This is a genomic window from Psychrobacter sp. Arc29, from assembly GCF_041431175.1.
Classification (GTDB): Bacteria; Pseudomonadota; Gammaproteobacteria; order Pseudomonadales; family Moraxellaceae; genus Psychrobacter.
In genome coordinates this window covers 609733-623615 of record NZ_JASMRR010000001.1, presented here as the reverse complement: position 1 = coordinate 623615, position 13883 = coordinate 609733, and the positions used below count along the sequence as shown (strand labels likewise).

Annotated in this window: 14 protein-coding genes; 6 read left to right on the top strand and 8 right to left on the bottom strand. The window is 41.7% G+C overall.

The features are described from left to right. Window positions 1-63: 63 nt before the first annotated feature. Window positions 64-831, top strand: a complete 768-nt coding sequence (locus QO189_RS02645; protein WP_371531388.1) for a hypothetical protein — start codon at window positions 64-66, stop codon at window positions 829-831. 70 nt (window positions 832-901) lie between these two features. Here the strand turns inward: QO189_RS02645 and QO189_RS02640 are convergent, their stop codons facing one another. The 6 genes from QO189_RS02640 to glnE all read right to left on the bottom strand — a co-directional run bounded on the left by QO189_RS02640 (window position 902) and on the right by glnE (window position 9206). Then, the gene (locus QO189_RS02640) at window positions 902-2008 is read right to left on the bottom strand and encodes a glycosyltransferase (protein ID WP_371531387.1); all 1107 of its coding nucleotides are present in this window, start codon (window positions 2006-2008) and stop codon (window positions 902-904) included. 65 nt (window positions 2009-2073) lie between these two features. Further along, on the bottom strand, window positions 2074-3153 hold the full coding sequence (locus QO189_RS02635) for a glycosyltransferase (RefSeq protein ID WP_371531386.1): 1080 nt from the start codon (window positions 3151-3153) through the stop codon (window positions 2074-2076). A 65-nt stretch (window positions 3154-3218) separates the two neighbouring features. Then, window positions 3219-4085, bottom strand: coding sequence for a glycosyltransferase (locus tag QO189_RS02630; protein WP_371531385.1), 867 nt, complete (start codon window positions 4083-4085; stop codon window positions 3219-3221). Between the two features lie 73 nt (window positions 4086-4158). Further along, window positions 4159-4995, bottom strand: coding sequence for a glycosyl transferase (locus QO189_RS02625; protein ID WP_102092851.1), 837 nt, complete (start codon window positions 4993-4995; stop codon window positions 4159-4161). Window positions 4996-5101: 106 nt separating this feature from the next. Then, complete coding sequence (locus tag QO189_RS02620) at window positions 5102-6031, bottom strand: branched-chain amino acid transaminase (RefSeq protein ID WP_102092191.1); 930 nt, start codon at window positions 6029-6031, stop codon at window positions 5102-5104. Window positions 6032-6341: 310 nt separating this feature from the next. After that, a complete protein-coding gene (gene glnE / locus QO189_RS02615) occupies window positions 6342-9206 on the bottom strand; it encodes a bifunctional [glutamate--ammonia ligase]-adenylyl-L-tyrosine phosphorylase/[glutamate--ammonia-ligase] adenylyltransferase (RefSeq protein ID WP_371531384.1) in 2865 nt (954 codons plus the stop codon). A 399-nt stretch (window positions 9207-9605) separates the two neighbouring features. On the opposite strand from glnE, the gene tusD reads away from it, so the two are divergent. Genes tusD through QO189_RS02595 form a run of 4 tightly spaced genes read left to right on the top strand, consistent with a single transcriptional unit; the run spans window position 9606 to window position 11185 of the window. Beyond that, entirely contained in the window at window positions 9606-10070 is a 465-nt protein-coding gene (gene tusD / locus QO189_RS02610; protein ID WP_371531383.1) for a sulfurtransferase complex subunit TusD, read from the top strand. Between the two features lie 52 nt (window positions 10071-10122). Beyond that, window positions 10123-10446: a hypothetical protein gene (locus tag QO189_RS02605; RefSeq protein WP_371531382.1), complete on the top strand. Its 324-nt coding sequence runs from the start codon at window positions 10123-10125 to the stop codon at window positions 10444-10446. A 53-nt stretch (window positions 10447-10499) separates the two neighbouring features. Continuing rightward, entirely contained in the window at window positions 10500-10829 is a 330-nt protein-coding gene (locus tag QO189_RS02600; RefSeq protein WP_201600647.1) for a hypothetical protein, read from the top strand. Further along, window positions 10826-11185: a TusE/DsrC/DsvC family sulfur relay protein gene (locus QO189_RS02595; protein WP_371531381.1), complete on the top strand. Its 360-nt coding sequence runs from the start codon at window positions 10826-10828 to the stop codon at window positions 11183-11185. Before QO189_RS02600 ends, QO189_RS02595 begins: the two co-directional genes overlap by 4 nt. Before the next feature lie 42 nt (window positions 11186-11227). Here the strand turns inward: QO189_RS02595 and QO189_RS02590 are convergent, their stop codons facing one another. Further along, on the bottom strand, window positions 11228-11788 hold the full coding sequence (locus tag QO189_RS02590) for a tRNA (cytidine(34)-2'-O)-methyltransferase (protein ID WP_371531380.1): 561 nt from the start codon (window positions 11786-11788) through the stop codon (window positions 11228-11230). A gap of 262 nt (window positions 11789-12050) precedes the next feature. On the opposite strand from QO189_RS02590, the gene QO189_RS02585 reads away from it, so the two are divergent. Then, window positions 12051-12191 carry an entericidin A/B family lipoprotein gene (locus tag QO189_RS02585; protein WP_201600641.1) on the top strand — a complete coding sequence of 47 codons (141 nt, stop codon included), beginning with the start codon at window positions 12051-12053 and terminating at the stop codon, window positions 12189-12191. 107 nt (window positions 12192-12298) lie between these two features. On the opposite strand, the gene hemW is transcribed toward QO189_RS02585, so the two are convergent. After that, window positions 12299-13564: a radical SAM family heme chaperone HemW gene (gene hemW / locus QO189_RS02580; protein ID WP_371531460.1), complete on the bottom strand. Its 1266-nt coding sequence runs from the start codon at window positions 13562-13564 to the stop codon at window positions 12299-12301. Window positions 13565-13883: the final 319 nt, after the last annotated feature.

Below are 13883 nucleotides of genomic sequence, written 5' to 3'. Positions count from 1 at the left end.
AGACTTATATTATAGAGATTAAGGCGCTAATATCTTTATATATTTTTAGAGGATTTTGATAACATGGCTACACCTTCAAGTTGGCAGAGAAAATTGCTATTGATCTTTCGAAGCGAAAAAAGATTGAATGCGGGTAAGATTATCAAAACCTATAATGATAGAAGCTTTGATGAGATGAAAGCAACAACCATTACTGAATCAATGTGTGATATTGAAGCGTTAACCGATGAGCGTAAAAGCACAGATTTAGAAAACCATTTGAATAATTTGAAATACAAATCGCTTGGTGAGTCTGAGCTCTGCTTTTATCACAACACGCTTATTATACTAATGCGCCGTAAGTACAAAATAGATAAAACATTCGCTGAATTTGAAAGACTATGGGAAGCAGAGAGCGACTATTTATTGACACATCTGTCGTTGCGCTGGATTGTCTCTGCTTGCGATACGTTTATTGATCATTCAGACAATACTCATAGAGCAGCTATTTTGATGAATGTTGTAACTCTAATGAATACTTTACGTACTTATGAGACCAAAAACTTTCTGCAGTTATCCACTAATGCTAAATCTATGCCATTGCTAGCTGAAAAAACCGATATGCTTTATGCCGGTGACCTGCCTCTATACGATGGTCTTACTTATTTTCGTATCGGCACCGATGATAGCTTGAGAAATATGCGAAAACGCTATAATAAATTTCAGAAAGTTGATAAATTGGCCACAACCATGTTACTGGCAGTGTTTGAAAAACTGCAGAATAATGATAGTGCTTTTGCTACTCTACGGCAGTTGCACAGAGATGATTGGTCTAAATGGTGGTTGGATTAGTCTATCTCTCTTATATATTACTACACGACTACGACCTACACTTTTTATCAAGGCTGTAACCGAGTAATGTCTAACCATTAGTTCTCATAAAATCTATATATTGTTGAGCAATATTAATTGGTAATAGCTCTCTGTCAAACGAGGACTGATATGTATCAGCCTTCTCCATCGCTTCATTCATCTTCTTAGCTAATGCATCAATATCTCCCACAGGGACAAGGTTATGTGGTGGTAGTAACTCACTTGGACCCGATGGGCAGTCCGTACTGATAACAGGTGTCCCTAAAGCCAGTGCTTCAGCAATAACACGTCCAAATCCCTCAAAGACTGATGACAAAACCATAAACTGTGCTTTTTGGATGTAAGGATATGGATTTTTTTGAAAACCTAAAAAATGTACATGCTTATCCAAACCTAAAGAAGTAACCAGCTCTTTAATTGACTCTAGCAATACACCTTCACCCAATAATAAAAGTGGCAATGTTTTCCGAGTCTTTGCATAACTTCTAATCAATACTTCATGAGCTTTTTGAGTCTTAAAACTACCAACGTGAATAATGTAACTGTCGAACTCTGGCTCAAACTCTGACGCCGATTGCACAATCTGTCTTTGGTCAATTGGGTTGTATATTGTCATTGTATTTGTAACACCCAATGTAGACCGAAAGTCTTTTTCGACTCCTTTACTAATGCATATGCAAGGATGCCGAGAATATATATTGCTTAATCTTTTATCATTTGCTTTTTTGCCTTGGCTTCTAAACAATTCAATTTTTTTAGAAATAGTATTTCTAATTACGTGTGCGATATTGGGCAGACTACTATGGCGCAAGACCATATCGGCTTTGTCTAAATTCGCTAGTGTCAATGTTGGAGTGCCAATCTCTTTGAGCACGTATCTATCTAATATTTTTGCAAAATACCAGTACCTAAGACGTTTAGTAGGTATAGATTTATAATCATTTAGGTCCAGTTGATGATAAGTAATATCATCATTGAGCTCATAAGCTACTTTAGATTTAAAGCGTAGAATATGAACGTCATAACCTAACTCGTGAAAACCTTGTCCCAGCGTCAAGACCGAACGCTCTGCACCGCCACCTTGCAAGCAGTTAATAACCAATAGCACTTTTTCTTTACTATTCGAATTTTCTTTTTTTTCTATATTATTAATCATTTATTAAATATTCTTAAAAATAAATATTATAATTCAGAGATATAGCGACCCAACTGTTGTGCCAGCTATAGATTTTGAGTAAATTCTACGTATTTTTCTGCTATTTTGGCTGGTAGCAGCGCTTCATCGAATGGCGAATGAAACGCTTGCGGATTACTCATCGCTTGCTGCATTTTTGCGGCAATGGCATCAACATCGCCCATCGGCATCAAGTTACTTTCAGGCAATAACTCACTTGGGCCTGATGGACAATTGGTACTGATAACAGGCGTATTTAGTACGAGGGCTTCGGCAATAACCAAAGCAAAACCTTCCCAGTCAGAGGTCAATATCTTAAACTGCGCATTTTTGATATAAGGAAAGGGATTATCACGAAATCCTAAAAATATTACTTTGTCTTCTAGGCTTAACTCTGTTACCAGTCGCTCTATTTCACTTTTATGCTTCCCTTGACCCAAGAGCAGTAACGGCATAGATTGATCTGTTTTTGCGTAAGCCTTTACTAATACATCATGCCGTTTGGCATCTTTGAAACTACCCACATGGATAATATAGTTCTGATAGTCAGGAACAAAAGCATCGGCTTGTTGTTGAATACTGTTTTTATCAATTGGATTATGAATGGCAGTGGTTGGCGTAATATGACCAAAGCTTTTGATAAAGTCTTTTTGAGCGCCTTCACTGACGCACACACAAGGGTGCTTGGCATATATATCTATCATTCTTTGCTTTAACTGCTCAGCGTCGTGATTTTTATTAAACTTATAAAGTAGTGATACTGTGTTATGAATAATATAAGTGATATTAGGCAGTTTACTATTACTTAGAATACTATCGGCACGATCTAGGTTGGACAGTATGATGTCAGGCTGACCGATATTTTTCGACACGTATTTATCAACAGCACGTGCAAAAATCTGGTCACGTCTTTGTGCCCCTGGTATAAGCTTATACGGCTTAAACTTAAGTACATGGTAATTAAGATTCGGACTTAAGTCATACTGTACTAACGGCTTAAATCTTAGAATATGTACTTCATAGCCCAATTCATAAAACCCTTGCCCCAATGTTAATACGACACGTTCCGCACCGCCGCCTTGTAGACAATTAATAACGAGTAACACTGTTTTTTTATGCTGCTTCATACACGATAACCTATGGAGTAAGTTTTCACCTTCTTAAAAAGGCTTATCATTGCTTCATTAAAAAACTAGCGTTTAAATAGCTTCGAAAAAAATGATTTAGATGCGTGTGGACGAGTCACCTTATTACCGGTATAACCTTCTTGAGATTTTTTAGGAAAATGACCGAAAGGTTCTACCCTATAACTGTCTAAATCGTATCCAGCAGCAAGTGCTTTGTTATAATATTCATCAAAAACCTCAGATAAATCCTGCCTTGGGTGCGACATTATTTCACCGTCAAACCAATGCTCGATACCTTCTTCACTGACTCTAGGTAATGAATATTTATGACTGAACTGTGTACCCATATCTGAATAATGCAAAATCCTAATATCTTCTAACGCTAAGTTTTCGCCATCTATACAGTTGTAACTATCCTGATAAGGCTCAATGAGCTGATTATTATTTTTAAATACAGCCATCATTTCTTTATGGCTTTTAGGATCTTTCCTGAGTTTCTGAATTGGCAGGACAGTGTTTTTCGCCGCCTTGCAATCCCATACGCAGGTACACAACCGAGTCATATCCGCATTAGTCTTAGCAGCTACAACAGACTGTCCTTCAATAGGATGGTGCCACAGCTTTGCCAAATCATCTAAAATAATGACATCAGCGTCCATGTAGATGGCACGACCAGAGTATTGACAGTATTCTGGAATTGCCCAGCGAAAGCCTGAAAAAGGCGTTGACCATTTAGTGGTATTCCAACCTTCTCCAGTCTCAGGATTAGAATACCAATAGTTATTAGGATCGCGTGACAGCTGCATCCATACTATCTCAACGGGTGCACTGGTATGTTTATGAATACTATAATCTAATACCATCATCTGCTCTAGATCACAGTTATTTGGGTCACAACCAACAAAGACTTTAATAGTATCTTCTGTATTCATAATTTTATCCGTTCACTGACTAATATTTATCTCTGCTAATGCAATGCGATAATACTCAACTATATAATGGAACCTATTCTTTCCAGTACTTTTCGATCCACCCTACTGGCAAGATAAAATGACGCAAATGACGTAGCGGTCTTTTTAGATTTTTGGGCTCAGTCAATCTTTTTAAGTGATCTTTGGCATTGTTAGCAGCATTTTTATTATATCTACCTTCGATCGCATGTGTAGGATATAAGTCGCCAGGGAAAATAACAATTCGAGCACCTTTAGGAATCTTTGGCTCTTTGATATAGTTAAGTGGGAACGGTTGACGGCATTTGCGTCTAAAGTGCGCAACCCATGCTTTTGGAAACAGCTTGACACCGCCTGGCGCATTACGAGTGACGAAGCGCTGCTCAAAACGATACTCATCAGCAATACCTTGTGGATCGGCTTTGAATTTTTCTTGTAATGATACAAGCGAGCCTATCTTGAATCTAAAGCAAGACGTTTGCCCCAAGCGCTCTAATGGGTTACTCGGATTATAAGATAAAATAACATCATCTGGCTCGCCGTATTCGAAGAAAGGATCGAGGCTGTCTACTATGATCACATCCAAATCTACAAATAATACTGTCCCTGTCAAATCACCTAACTTCTCACCCCACAAACGAGACTTTGGCCACTTGCCAAGTGTGTTGGTTGGCATGGTGACATCTAATGGTGGCAATTCTTGACATTCGATTTCTGGACGTACATCGGTGGTATCATCGGTAAAACAGACAAAGCGAAACGGTGGCGTAATATTGCGAGATACCATGCCATACAATTTATTGGCATAATCAGCCCCGTACTTTGTACCCCATTTAATACAAATAATTTGTTTGATATTTTTATTATCTGCTGTACTAGAATCTATTGGCATGGACTGCTCGCTTTAATCTTAAGAATAAATATGATGGCTATATTAGCATAAAAAAAAGACTGAACAATTATGTTCAGCCTTTTTGGTCTTTAAACTAACGACTTTATTAGTCAATAAAGCTTAACCAATCCATATATTGCTCGTTACGACCATGAACCACATCAAAGTATAAAGTCTGCAGTTTCTCAGTCAATGGTCCTCGGCCGCCATTCCCGATAGTGCGATCATCGTACTCGCGAATAGGTGTCACTTCAGCAGCGGTACCTGTCATAAAGATCTCGTCTGCTAGGTAGAACTCATCACGAGTGATACGGCGTTCAACGACTTTGATGTCTAGATCAGCCGCGAACTGAAGGATAGTACGACGAGTAATACCATCAAGTGCACCGCCCGCTAAATCTGGCGTATGTAGCACGCCATCTTTTACCAGGAATAAGTTCTCGCCAGCACCCTGACACACATACCCTTGCGGATCCATCAAGATAGCTTCGTCATAACCATTACGAGTGACTTCTTGGTTGGCCATGATAGACACAGGATAGTTACTTGAGGCTTTTGCCTTACACATAGTGACGTTTGGCATATGATGCGTGAATGAAGAGGTTTTTACACGGATGCCATTTTTGATACCTTCCTCACCAAGATACGCACCCCAATGCCACGCAGCAACCATAGCATTGATGCTGTTGTCACGCGAAGATAAGCCAAGCTTTTCTGCACCTACCCAAATAAGCGGACGAATATAGGCTTCTGCCAAGTTATTTTGCTTGACCACATCTTTATGTGCTTGCTCTAGCGTGGCCGCATCAAACGGCACGTCCATTTGAAAGATTTTTGCCGAACCAAGTAGACGTTCAGTGTGTTCCTTTAGGCGAAAAATAGCCGTGCGATTATCAGCGGTTTGGTAAGCACGCACGCCTTCAAACACAGCCATGCCATAATGCAAGCTATGGGTAAGCACATGAACTTTAGCATCTGGCTGTTCAATCATCGTGCCATTCATCCAAAGCTTACCATCTTGTGTTGCCATATTCATTTTATAATCCTTATGCTAGCACTGACGTCTAACTTTTTTTAGGTAGGTTTTATTTAACAGTAGTGATCAACATCGTATGATAACACCGCAGTGCCCATTTTTATTGCTTAAAGCACAGCTTCATTATGACGAACAGCTGACAGTATTAAGATGATGTGTGATCGATTATATCACTGGCCGTATTGGCAAATGAAATCTTTTGGTTTGAGACCATATAGTTTTTAATTACGCTTTTTAGTTATTATAAGGCCTTACAGTTTAAGCGTCTCTTTGGTTATCAGCAAGGCCTTAATAAAAACAAATCTCACGATTATTCTTCGTTAGATTCTACACCCATTAGATGCTGCCACTGCGCTTGTACCAGTGCGCGCGTCTCCTGCCAGAGCGATTCATCGACCAATAATGACTGCTCTGATAGTGCCAGTTGATGAGTGGCAGCACGTATTCTCAGATAGGCATCGGTCAACTCCTGACAGACTTGCTCTTGCCATATACCAAGCAGAGCAACTTCTTCAAAAATACGGACATTGTCGCTCCATTTGGTCAAGCTTATATACTCATGTGAATAGGCCAACACCGCAAACTGCGCCAAGAATTCAATGTCTACAATACCGCCTGCATCTTGTTTGAGATGAAACTTGCCCGATTGCTGTTGCCACTGGCTGGTGCCCAAGTGCTTCTGCATTTTGATACGCATACTGGTGACCTCAGAGCGTACTTGCTCTAATGTCCGCGGCAGCGCCAGCACATCTCGGCGAATGTCACAAAAACGCGCAGTCACTCGTCTGTCACCACAAATCGCCCGAGCACGTACCAATGCCTGATGCTCCCATGACCACGCTTTGTCCATTTGATAGGTTTCAAAGGCATGACAAGATACCACCATCATGCCAGCGTTGCCCGACGGACGCAGACGCATGTCAATCTCGTATGCCCTACCATCTCGCGTTTGGGTATTGAGATAGTTCATCAGCTTTTGTACAAGACGCGCGGCAAACTTCATTCCACTCACCGATTTCTCACCAGTGGTCATGCCCTGCTCTTTTATCTTATGCAAGAATACCAAATCCAAGTCGGAAGAATACGAGAGCTCTAGTCCACCAAGCTTGCCATAACCGATAATCGCGAAGCCACATTCTGCTTCAGTCACTGGATCACCATCTTGACCAATCGGATAGCCATAGCGGTTGACGATCTCTGCAAACGCACGCTCTAGTGCGGCTTCTAGCACCACTTCAGCAATATAGGTCAATGAGTCTGATACTTTCATGATCGGGCGCTCAGCCAACACATCACTGGCAGCCACAGCCAATACTTGGTTTTTCTTGAATAGTCGCAAGACGCTTAGCAGCTCTTCTTCGTCATTGGGTTCGACACGCAATAGCTGTTGGCGCAGGATATCACGCAGCTCAGGCTTATCTGGCAGGTGGCGATAGTGCTGTTGTAAAAAGGTGTCTAATAATACAGGGTATTGTGCTAGCTCTTTTGCAATCCATGGGCTCGCCGATAGCATCGGAATCAACTCAATCGTTGCATTGGGGTTTTCTGCAATCATGACCAAGTAAATTGAACGTCGGCAAATGGCTTCAAGCAATGCAATCAATCGCGGTAAGGCAGCGTTGGCAAGTTTTTGCTGCTCTTGATGAGCTAATAGCGCGTGGACAATAACAGGATACGCATCATCTAAGCGCTCTCGGGCTTCCTCGCTGAGGTTGGCGACCATCTTTGATTGCCAAAAATTCTGCAATGACTCGCGATTTTCTTCTGTTAGTACCTCGTTTAGACGCGCAATTTGCGCTTCTAAATGCTCCGGCTCTAGATCGGTATCATCATTGTCAGGTACTTGACGCTCTGTCACCATACGTTCAAATGGCACATTAACATTGTCTCGATGAGCATTTAATTGGGTCAGTAATGCCTGCCAATCATCAAACCCAAGCGTCACTGCGAGATTATGCTGCCAATAAGCATCATGCGGCAGTCTTTGGGTTTGCTGATCGTTAATGGCTTGAATCGCATGCTCAAGTCGACGCAAAAACCGATACGCAGCTTGTAGATTATCGTAGGTAATCTGCTCTAAGTATCCAAGCTCACGCAACACTTGCATCGCTTCCAAACAAGGCTTTACTTGTAGCTGAGGATGCCGACCTCCGTAGATCAGCTGAAACGCTTGTACAATAAACTCAATATCTCTGATACCGCCCGCGCCAAGCTTAATATTGTCTAGATCTTCACGCTGTGCAACTTGATTTTGAATGAGAGACTTCATCTCCCTGAGTGCTGAAAACGCACTGTAATCCACATAATAACGAAAGACAAATGGCTTGATTAGTGCCTGAATCGCATCATAAAATGGCTGGTCTATCTGACCAACGACCCGTGCTTTTAGCCAAGCAAAACGCTCCCACGCGCGCCCATGCATCGTAAAGTATTTTTGTAATGCGGACAGATGGATGGCCAAATCACTGCCATCACCCCATGGACGCAAGCGCATATCAACCCGAAAGACAAAACCGTCAGCTGTTTTATTATCAAGCAGCTTAATAATCCCTTGACCAAGACGAGTCATAAAACGTTTATTGTCTATGCTACGCGTGCCCTTTGCCTTGTCACCATTGGTTTCGCCGCGCGCTTGATGTACAAATATTAGGTCAATATCGCTCGATAAATTGAGTTCCTGAGCACCAAGCTTACCCATGGCCATGATAGCCATATCATCGATCTGCACATTGCCTTGTTCATTGATAAAAGTTGGCTCACCGTATTTAGCAATCAAATGCTGATAGGTATAGTCCTTGGCAAAGGAGATACAACCGCCTGCAAACTCTGATAGCTCATCAGTCAATTGCTCAAGACTAATCATCTGCAAAGCATCTTGCCAAATCCAGCGCATCATTAACAGCTTACGCAAATTACGTAAGCCACTCATGACTTTCGTTTCATCAGCGAGTTGATAGTTTTCATCTAGCGTATAATCTTGTATCAGATCATCGATTTGCTGACGAGTCAGGGTACTGTTTAGTGGGTAGCTACGCAAAAACGTTTGGCAGGAAACCGTTCGGCTCTCCCAAATTTGATAAGCAAACTCACTGGCTGTTTGCAGTACTTGCAGTTGCTCTGCTGTCGGCTGATAATCTGTACCACTGTTCATACGTGAGGGCATAGCAGGTAACATAGTGACAAAAACTCCTTACATAGAATGGTAAGACTACGTGAACCCAACTCATAAGTTTATTGTTTTTTCTTACGAGACAGTCACAGCATCAGATGAACATACTCAATATATCATTACAAAACATAAAGCCCTGTTTAGTAACAGTGACTCTATTTGCTTTGAGCCGCTTTATGGTAGCATAAACGTCTTTAATCAAAATGCTTTGAGATAGCCTCATTGCAGCGCACCTTTATACTCAATAAAAATAGCGTTTTGACTCAATGGTATTAAGAAATATTAAAACTCGACTATAAATCGATTAGATTGCTTTACACAAAACATTTATAGCCTTTCAATAATACTGTCTTACCCTTATAACACTCTCTAAACGCCTATTTATAATATGTGATACTGCCCCCTATGACTACTACCCCATTACTACTCATTACCGCTGATCCTAGTCATCCATTAGCGCATTTAGCATTACGCTATGCGCGCGCGTATCTTAAGAGCGCATCGGCTGATCATAATATCGATAGTAATGCAGACGATATCATCGATAAAGAAGACATCGACAATCCTAACACCAAACCGGCGTTGCTCAATGTCTTTTTTTATGGAGATTCTGCTCATCTAGCGAATCGGCTACGCTGGCAGTCAGCTGATCAAATGAATTTGACCAAAGAGTGGCAAATGTTGGCTGAACAATATCAGTTACCACTTCCTGTTTGTGTCAGCACGGCTCTTGGCCGCGGTGTGAGTGACGCAGATAACAGTACCCGCCATCAGCTTAATGGTGACAATATGGCGACAGGATTTACGTTGGTGGGACTCAGTGAGCTCGCTCTGATGATGCAGGATGGCTGCCGCTTAATACAGTTTTGATAGCGCATCTATTGCGACATTAGCCTGCGACAAATATATTTAGGAATACATGATGAGATTATTAATCCAGCTGCATACACCCACCGAAGCAGCAAGCTATGAAGGCAGTGCATTGGCACTGACATTAGCGACATTCGGTCATGAAGTGCAGCTATACTTAGATGCACCTGTTTTTGGCTTATTGATGCAGCCTGAATCACGTTTGCACGGTATGATTCAGTCGCTTGATCTTTACGACATGCCAGCGGCTTGGCTACCTGATGATGTCTTTAGTGGTTGGGTGATCGGGATGCTGCCAGTAGATCTGACTTCACAGCTCATGCTAGTGCCAGAAATGATCCGCTCGCAAGATTTTGAGCAGATTTTAACCTTTTAATTGGCAATATAATCAAACTTATAAAATAATAAAGCACACACTTGGACACTGTTATGGCAACTTTATATCAATTACACAGCACGATGGATACCCTCAGGCGCAGTGCTGAAGAGATGTCTCGCACTTGGCGCACTGGCGACAGTATTATCCTACTTGGTACCACAGCCGCTTTTATTGACTGGCTCAACGCCTATTTGAATGATAGTGAAATAGATGGTATTGCAGGTATTTATGCATTAGCGGATGATATAGCGCAGCTGACGGCGAATACCACTGGCAAGCTAAATTTAGAGAGCAAATTGACTGGCATTTTAACGGATGAAGAATGGATTAGCCTATCTCAGGATAGTCAGTTTGATAAAGTGGTGACGATTGCCTTATGACGACTCATACCTCTACGACAACTCATACTGCCACAGCATCGACCGATATTGCATTAGATCAAGATGGTCATTTATGTGACCATACAATTTGGACAACTGATATCGCACAACAACTGGCAGACACACTAGATGTCAGCCTAACGAGTGAGCACTTACAAATCTTGCAGCAAGTGCGCGCATTTTTCATCAAGTTTAATCATGCACCAGCGACACGCCCACTGATTAAATGGCTACAGAAAACTTTGCCTGAGCACGACATTAGCAACCAAAAACTACAGCAGCTATTTAATACTGGTTTGGTGGCGCGCCATGTCAACCGCTTAGCAGGACTACCCAAGCCGCCCAACTGCTTATAAAGTGTGTTTGGATAGTTGTTGTTCAATTGATTGTATGAATATCTATTTTGGGTCATAGACTGTCAAGGTCTCATATCCGATACTACGACCTTCATCACCTAAGAATCCTTGCTGTCGCCATATTTCATACAAGCATATGGCGACACTATTGGATAAATTCAGACTGCGCGAATCAGCCAACATTGGTAATCTCAACCAATTATCGGCACCGATATCTTCCCGTATATCATCTGCCAGTCCTGCTGTCTCTGAACCAAATACTAACGCGATATTGGGCATGGCTTTATTGTCAGGTTTTTCACTGTTTACTTGCCCGCCAAAATCATAATCATAGAATGGTTTGCTCAGTTTGGTTGTTAAAGCCGTGACAATATGGCAGTCGGCGGCTTGCAACGCCTGCCGTGCGGCTGTCCAATCATCATGCACCTGCAAATGTGCGTATTCATGATAATCAAGACCTGCGCGGCGTAGTTTCTTATCATCAAGCTCAAACCCTAACGGTCTGACTAAATGCAGCTGCGCGCCGCTGTTGGCACACAGTCGAATAATATTGCCAGTATTACTCGGCATTTTTGGGGCGACCAACACGATATGAATGGTCATATTTGTTTACTCCACAAACGGTCGATGCTCTATTATTTAAATTTATGAGCGATAGGTAATTGAAAGTTACAGTTTACTGCCAATAATTACATTTTGATACTGTGCAGGGTTTTTAACTTTCACTATGATGTCTGTAATGGATAGCGAGATAGCATTTATGTATGACTGTCTCATCCAATACCCCTTCAGTGATGCTTAAACTTGCCGTTTAGCCTCACTGTTGTTATTTATAAACCATCCATTTATCTTTGAGGATATTATTATGAAAAAAGTAATCATCGCATCTTTAGCTGCTATGTTTGTTCTAACTGGTTGCAACACGTTCAAAGGCTTGGGCCAAGACGTATCAAGCGCTGGTAATGCTGTATCTGGTAGCGCACAAGAAGTACAAAACAAAATCTAAGGTTTGATTGTTTTAGATTTTTTGAGGGACTTACTATTTTGTAAGTCCTTTTTTTTGGTCACGGATTCTTTATTTTAAGTAGTTACTGCACATCCACTTTATCGATACTATAAAAAAGCACGCAGTATTTGATTGAGATAACGCTGACCTAACACAGTCGGTTGCAACTGCGTATCACTATCCACTAATAACCCTTGTTTGATCAGACTGTCAATTTGTTTAGCAATACTGTCGAGCCTCAATCCTGTTCTCTGCTCAAACAACGCCCAAGCGACACCGCCATGTAAGCGCAGTACATTTAGCATAAACTCGCTAACGAGCTCATCTCTATCGATTGCTTGCCAACCAACCATTTTTGGTACGTTTTGAGTGGTCTTGGATGTTTCTGTCTCTATATCTCCTACATAATCTTTTGGCAAACGTGATTTGCTAAAACGATAGATGCCAGATTCTGCTAACAAATCGTTTTCTGACTTATTACTTTCTATTGACAGCTTACTATCCCTGTCTGCGTGACAATCAATCGTCACTTTACCATGTGCACCAGCACCTATCGCTAGATAGTCGCCAAACTGCCAATAGTTGATATTGTGACGGCAAGGCTTATCTGACTCTCCCGCCCATGCAGACACCTCATAATTGCTGTACCCCAATTGCTGCAACAGCGTTTGCCCCGCTTGTTCGATATCTGCCAAATTGTCTTCATCGGGTAAAATAGGCTGACTACGATAAAACACCGTGTTGGGCTCAATCGTTAATTGATACCATGAGATATGCGTTGCGCCAGCATCGTGCGCCATCTGAATGTCATTTAATGCTTCGTTCATGGTTTGCTGCGGCAGACCATGCATGAGATCGACATTGACTCGCGTAAATCCAGCAGCCCTAGCAGCACGAATCGCTGATAACGCTTGTACAGGATCATGGATACGTCCAAGCACTTTGAGCTTATCAGCGTCAAAGCTCTGTACGCCGATAGATAATCGATTGATACCAACCTCTAGATACTGAGCAAATGGCGCATGCTCGAGTGTCCCTGGATTGGCCTCCATCGTAATCTCGATGTCCTCTGCAAATTCAAAACATGACCGCAAACCAGAAAACAGTCGCTGATACTGAGCAATTGGCAATAGTGATGGTGTGCCACCGCCAATAAATATTGAGCTGATTTGACGCCCTTGCGCTAATAACTGTTGCATATTCGCATCCAAAAGGAGCGCATCGACATAGTCATCATACATAGACAACTGACTGTCTATAGGAAGCTCATGCGAGTTGAAGTCGCAGTAAGGACATTTTTTCACACACCATGGGATATGGATATAGAGCGACAGTGGAATGCTCGTCACCTCTACAACGCTAGTATCTGTCATCTTTTCTGTGAGTTGCAACGTATCAAGGTTATTCGGCGAGCTATCAGCATTCATTTTGGACATAAATAAACTTATTGTGTAATGGGAAATGATGATCAGTATCAAAAGTATCGCTAGGATAACGGCTAGATGATATAAAGAAAAGCCTAACTAACGTAAAACTATTAACAAAGCCACGCATAAAGCCACGTACAAATCCCCTATTCACCATGGTAACTTGCAGGCAGTATATAAAGAGATATTACCAGTACAGCATCCAAAGCGCAGCGCTGTATTCAGAATATAACCATTAAATTTGCGGCGCGCTTGAAAGCTGATT

Coding starts and splice junctions, on each gene's coding strand:
- QO189_RS02645 (WP_371531388.1), top strand. CDS start 64: ATGGCTACACCTTCAAGTTGGCAGAGAAAATTGCTATTGATCTTTCGA.
- QO189_RS02640 (WP_371531387.1), bottom strand. CDS start 2,008: ATGATTAATAATATAGAAAAAAAAGAAAATTCGAATAGTAAAGAAAAA.
- QO189_RS02635 (WP_371531386.1), bottom strand. CDS start 3,153: ATGAAGCAGCATAAAAAAACAGTGTTACTCGTTATTAATTGTCTACAA.
- QO189_RS02630 (WP_371531385.1), bottom strand. CDS start 4,085: ATGAATACAGAAGATACTATTAAAGTCTTTGTTGGTTGTGACCCAAAT.
- QO189_RS02625 (WP_102092851.1), bottom strand. CDS start 4,995: ATGCCAATAGATTCTAGTACAGCAGATAATAAAAATATCAAACAAATT.
- QO189_RS02620 (WP_102092191.1), bottom strand. CDS start 6,031: ATGAATATGGCAACACAAGATGGTAAGCTTTGGATGAATGGCACGATG.
- glnE (WP_371531384.1), bottom strand. CDS start 9,206: ATGTTACCTGCTATGCCCTCACGTATGAACAGTGGTACAGATTATCAG.
- tusD (WP_371531383.1), top strand. CDS start 9,606: ATGACTACTACCCCATTACTACTCATTACCGCTGATCCTAGTCATCCA.
- QO189_RS02605 (WP_371531382.1), top strand. CDS start 10,123: ATGAGATTATTAATCCAGCTGCATACACCCACCGAAGCAGCAAGCTAT.
- QO189_RS02600 (WP_201600647.1), top strand. CDS start 10,500: ATGGCAACTTTATATCAATTACACAGCACGATGGATACCCTCAGGCGC.
- QO189_RS02595 (WP_371531381.1), top strand. CDS start 10,826: ATGACGACTCATACCTCTACGACAACTCATACTGCCACAGCATCGACC.
- QO189_RS02590 (WP_371531380.1), bottom strand. CDS start 11,788: ATGACCATTCATATCGTGTTGGTCGCCCCAAAAATGCCGAGTAATACT.
- QO189_RS02585 (WP_201600641.1), top strand. CDS start 12,051: ATGAAAAAAGTAATCATCGCATCTTTAGCTGCTATGTTTGTTCTAACT.
- hemW (WP_371531460.1), bottom strand. CDS start 13,564: ATGACAGATACTAGCGTTGTAGAGGTGACGAGCATTCCACTGTCGCTC.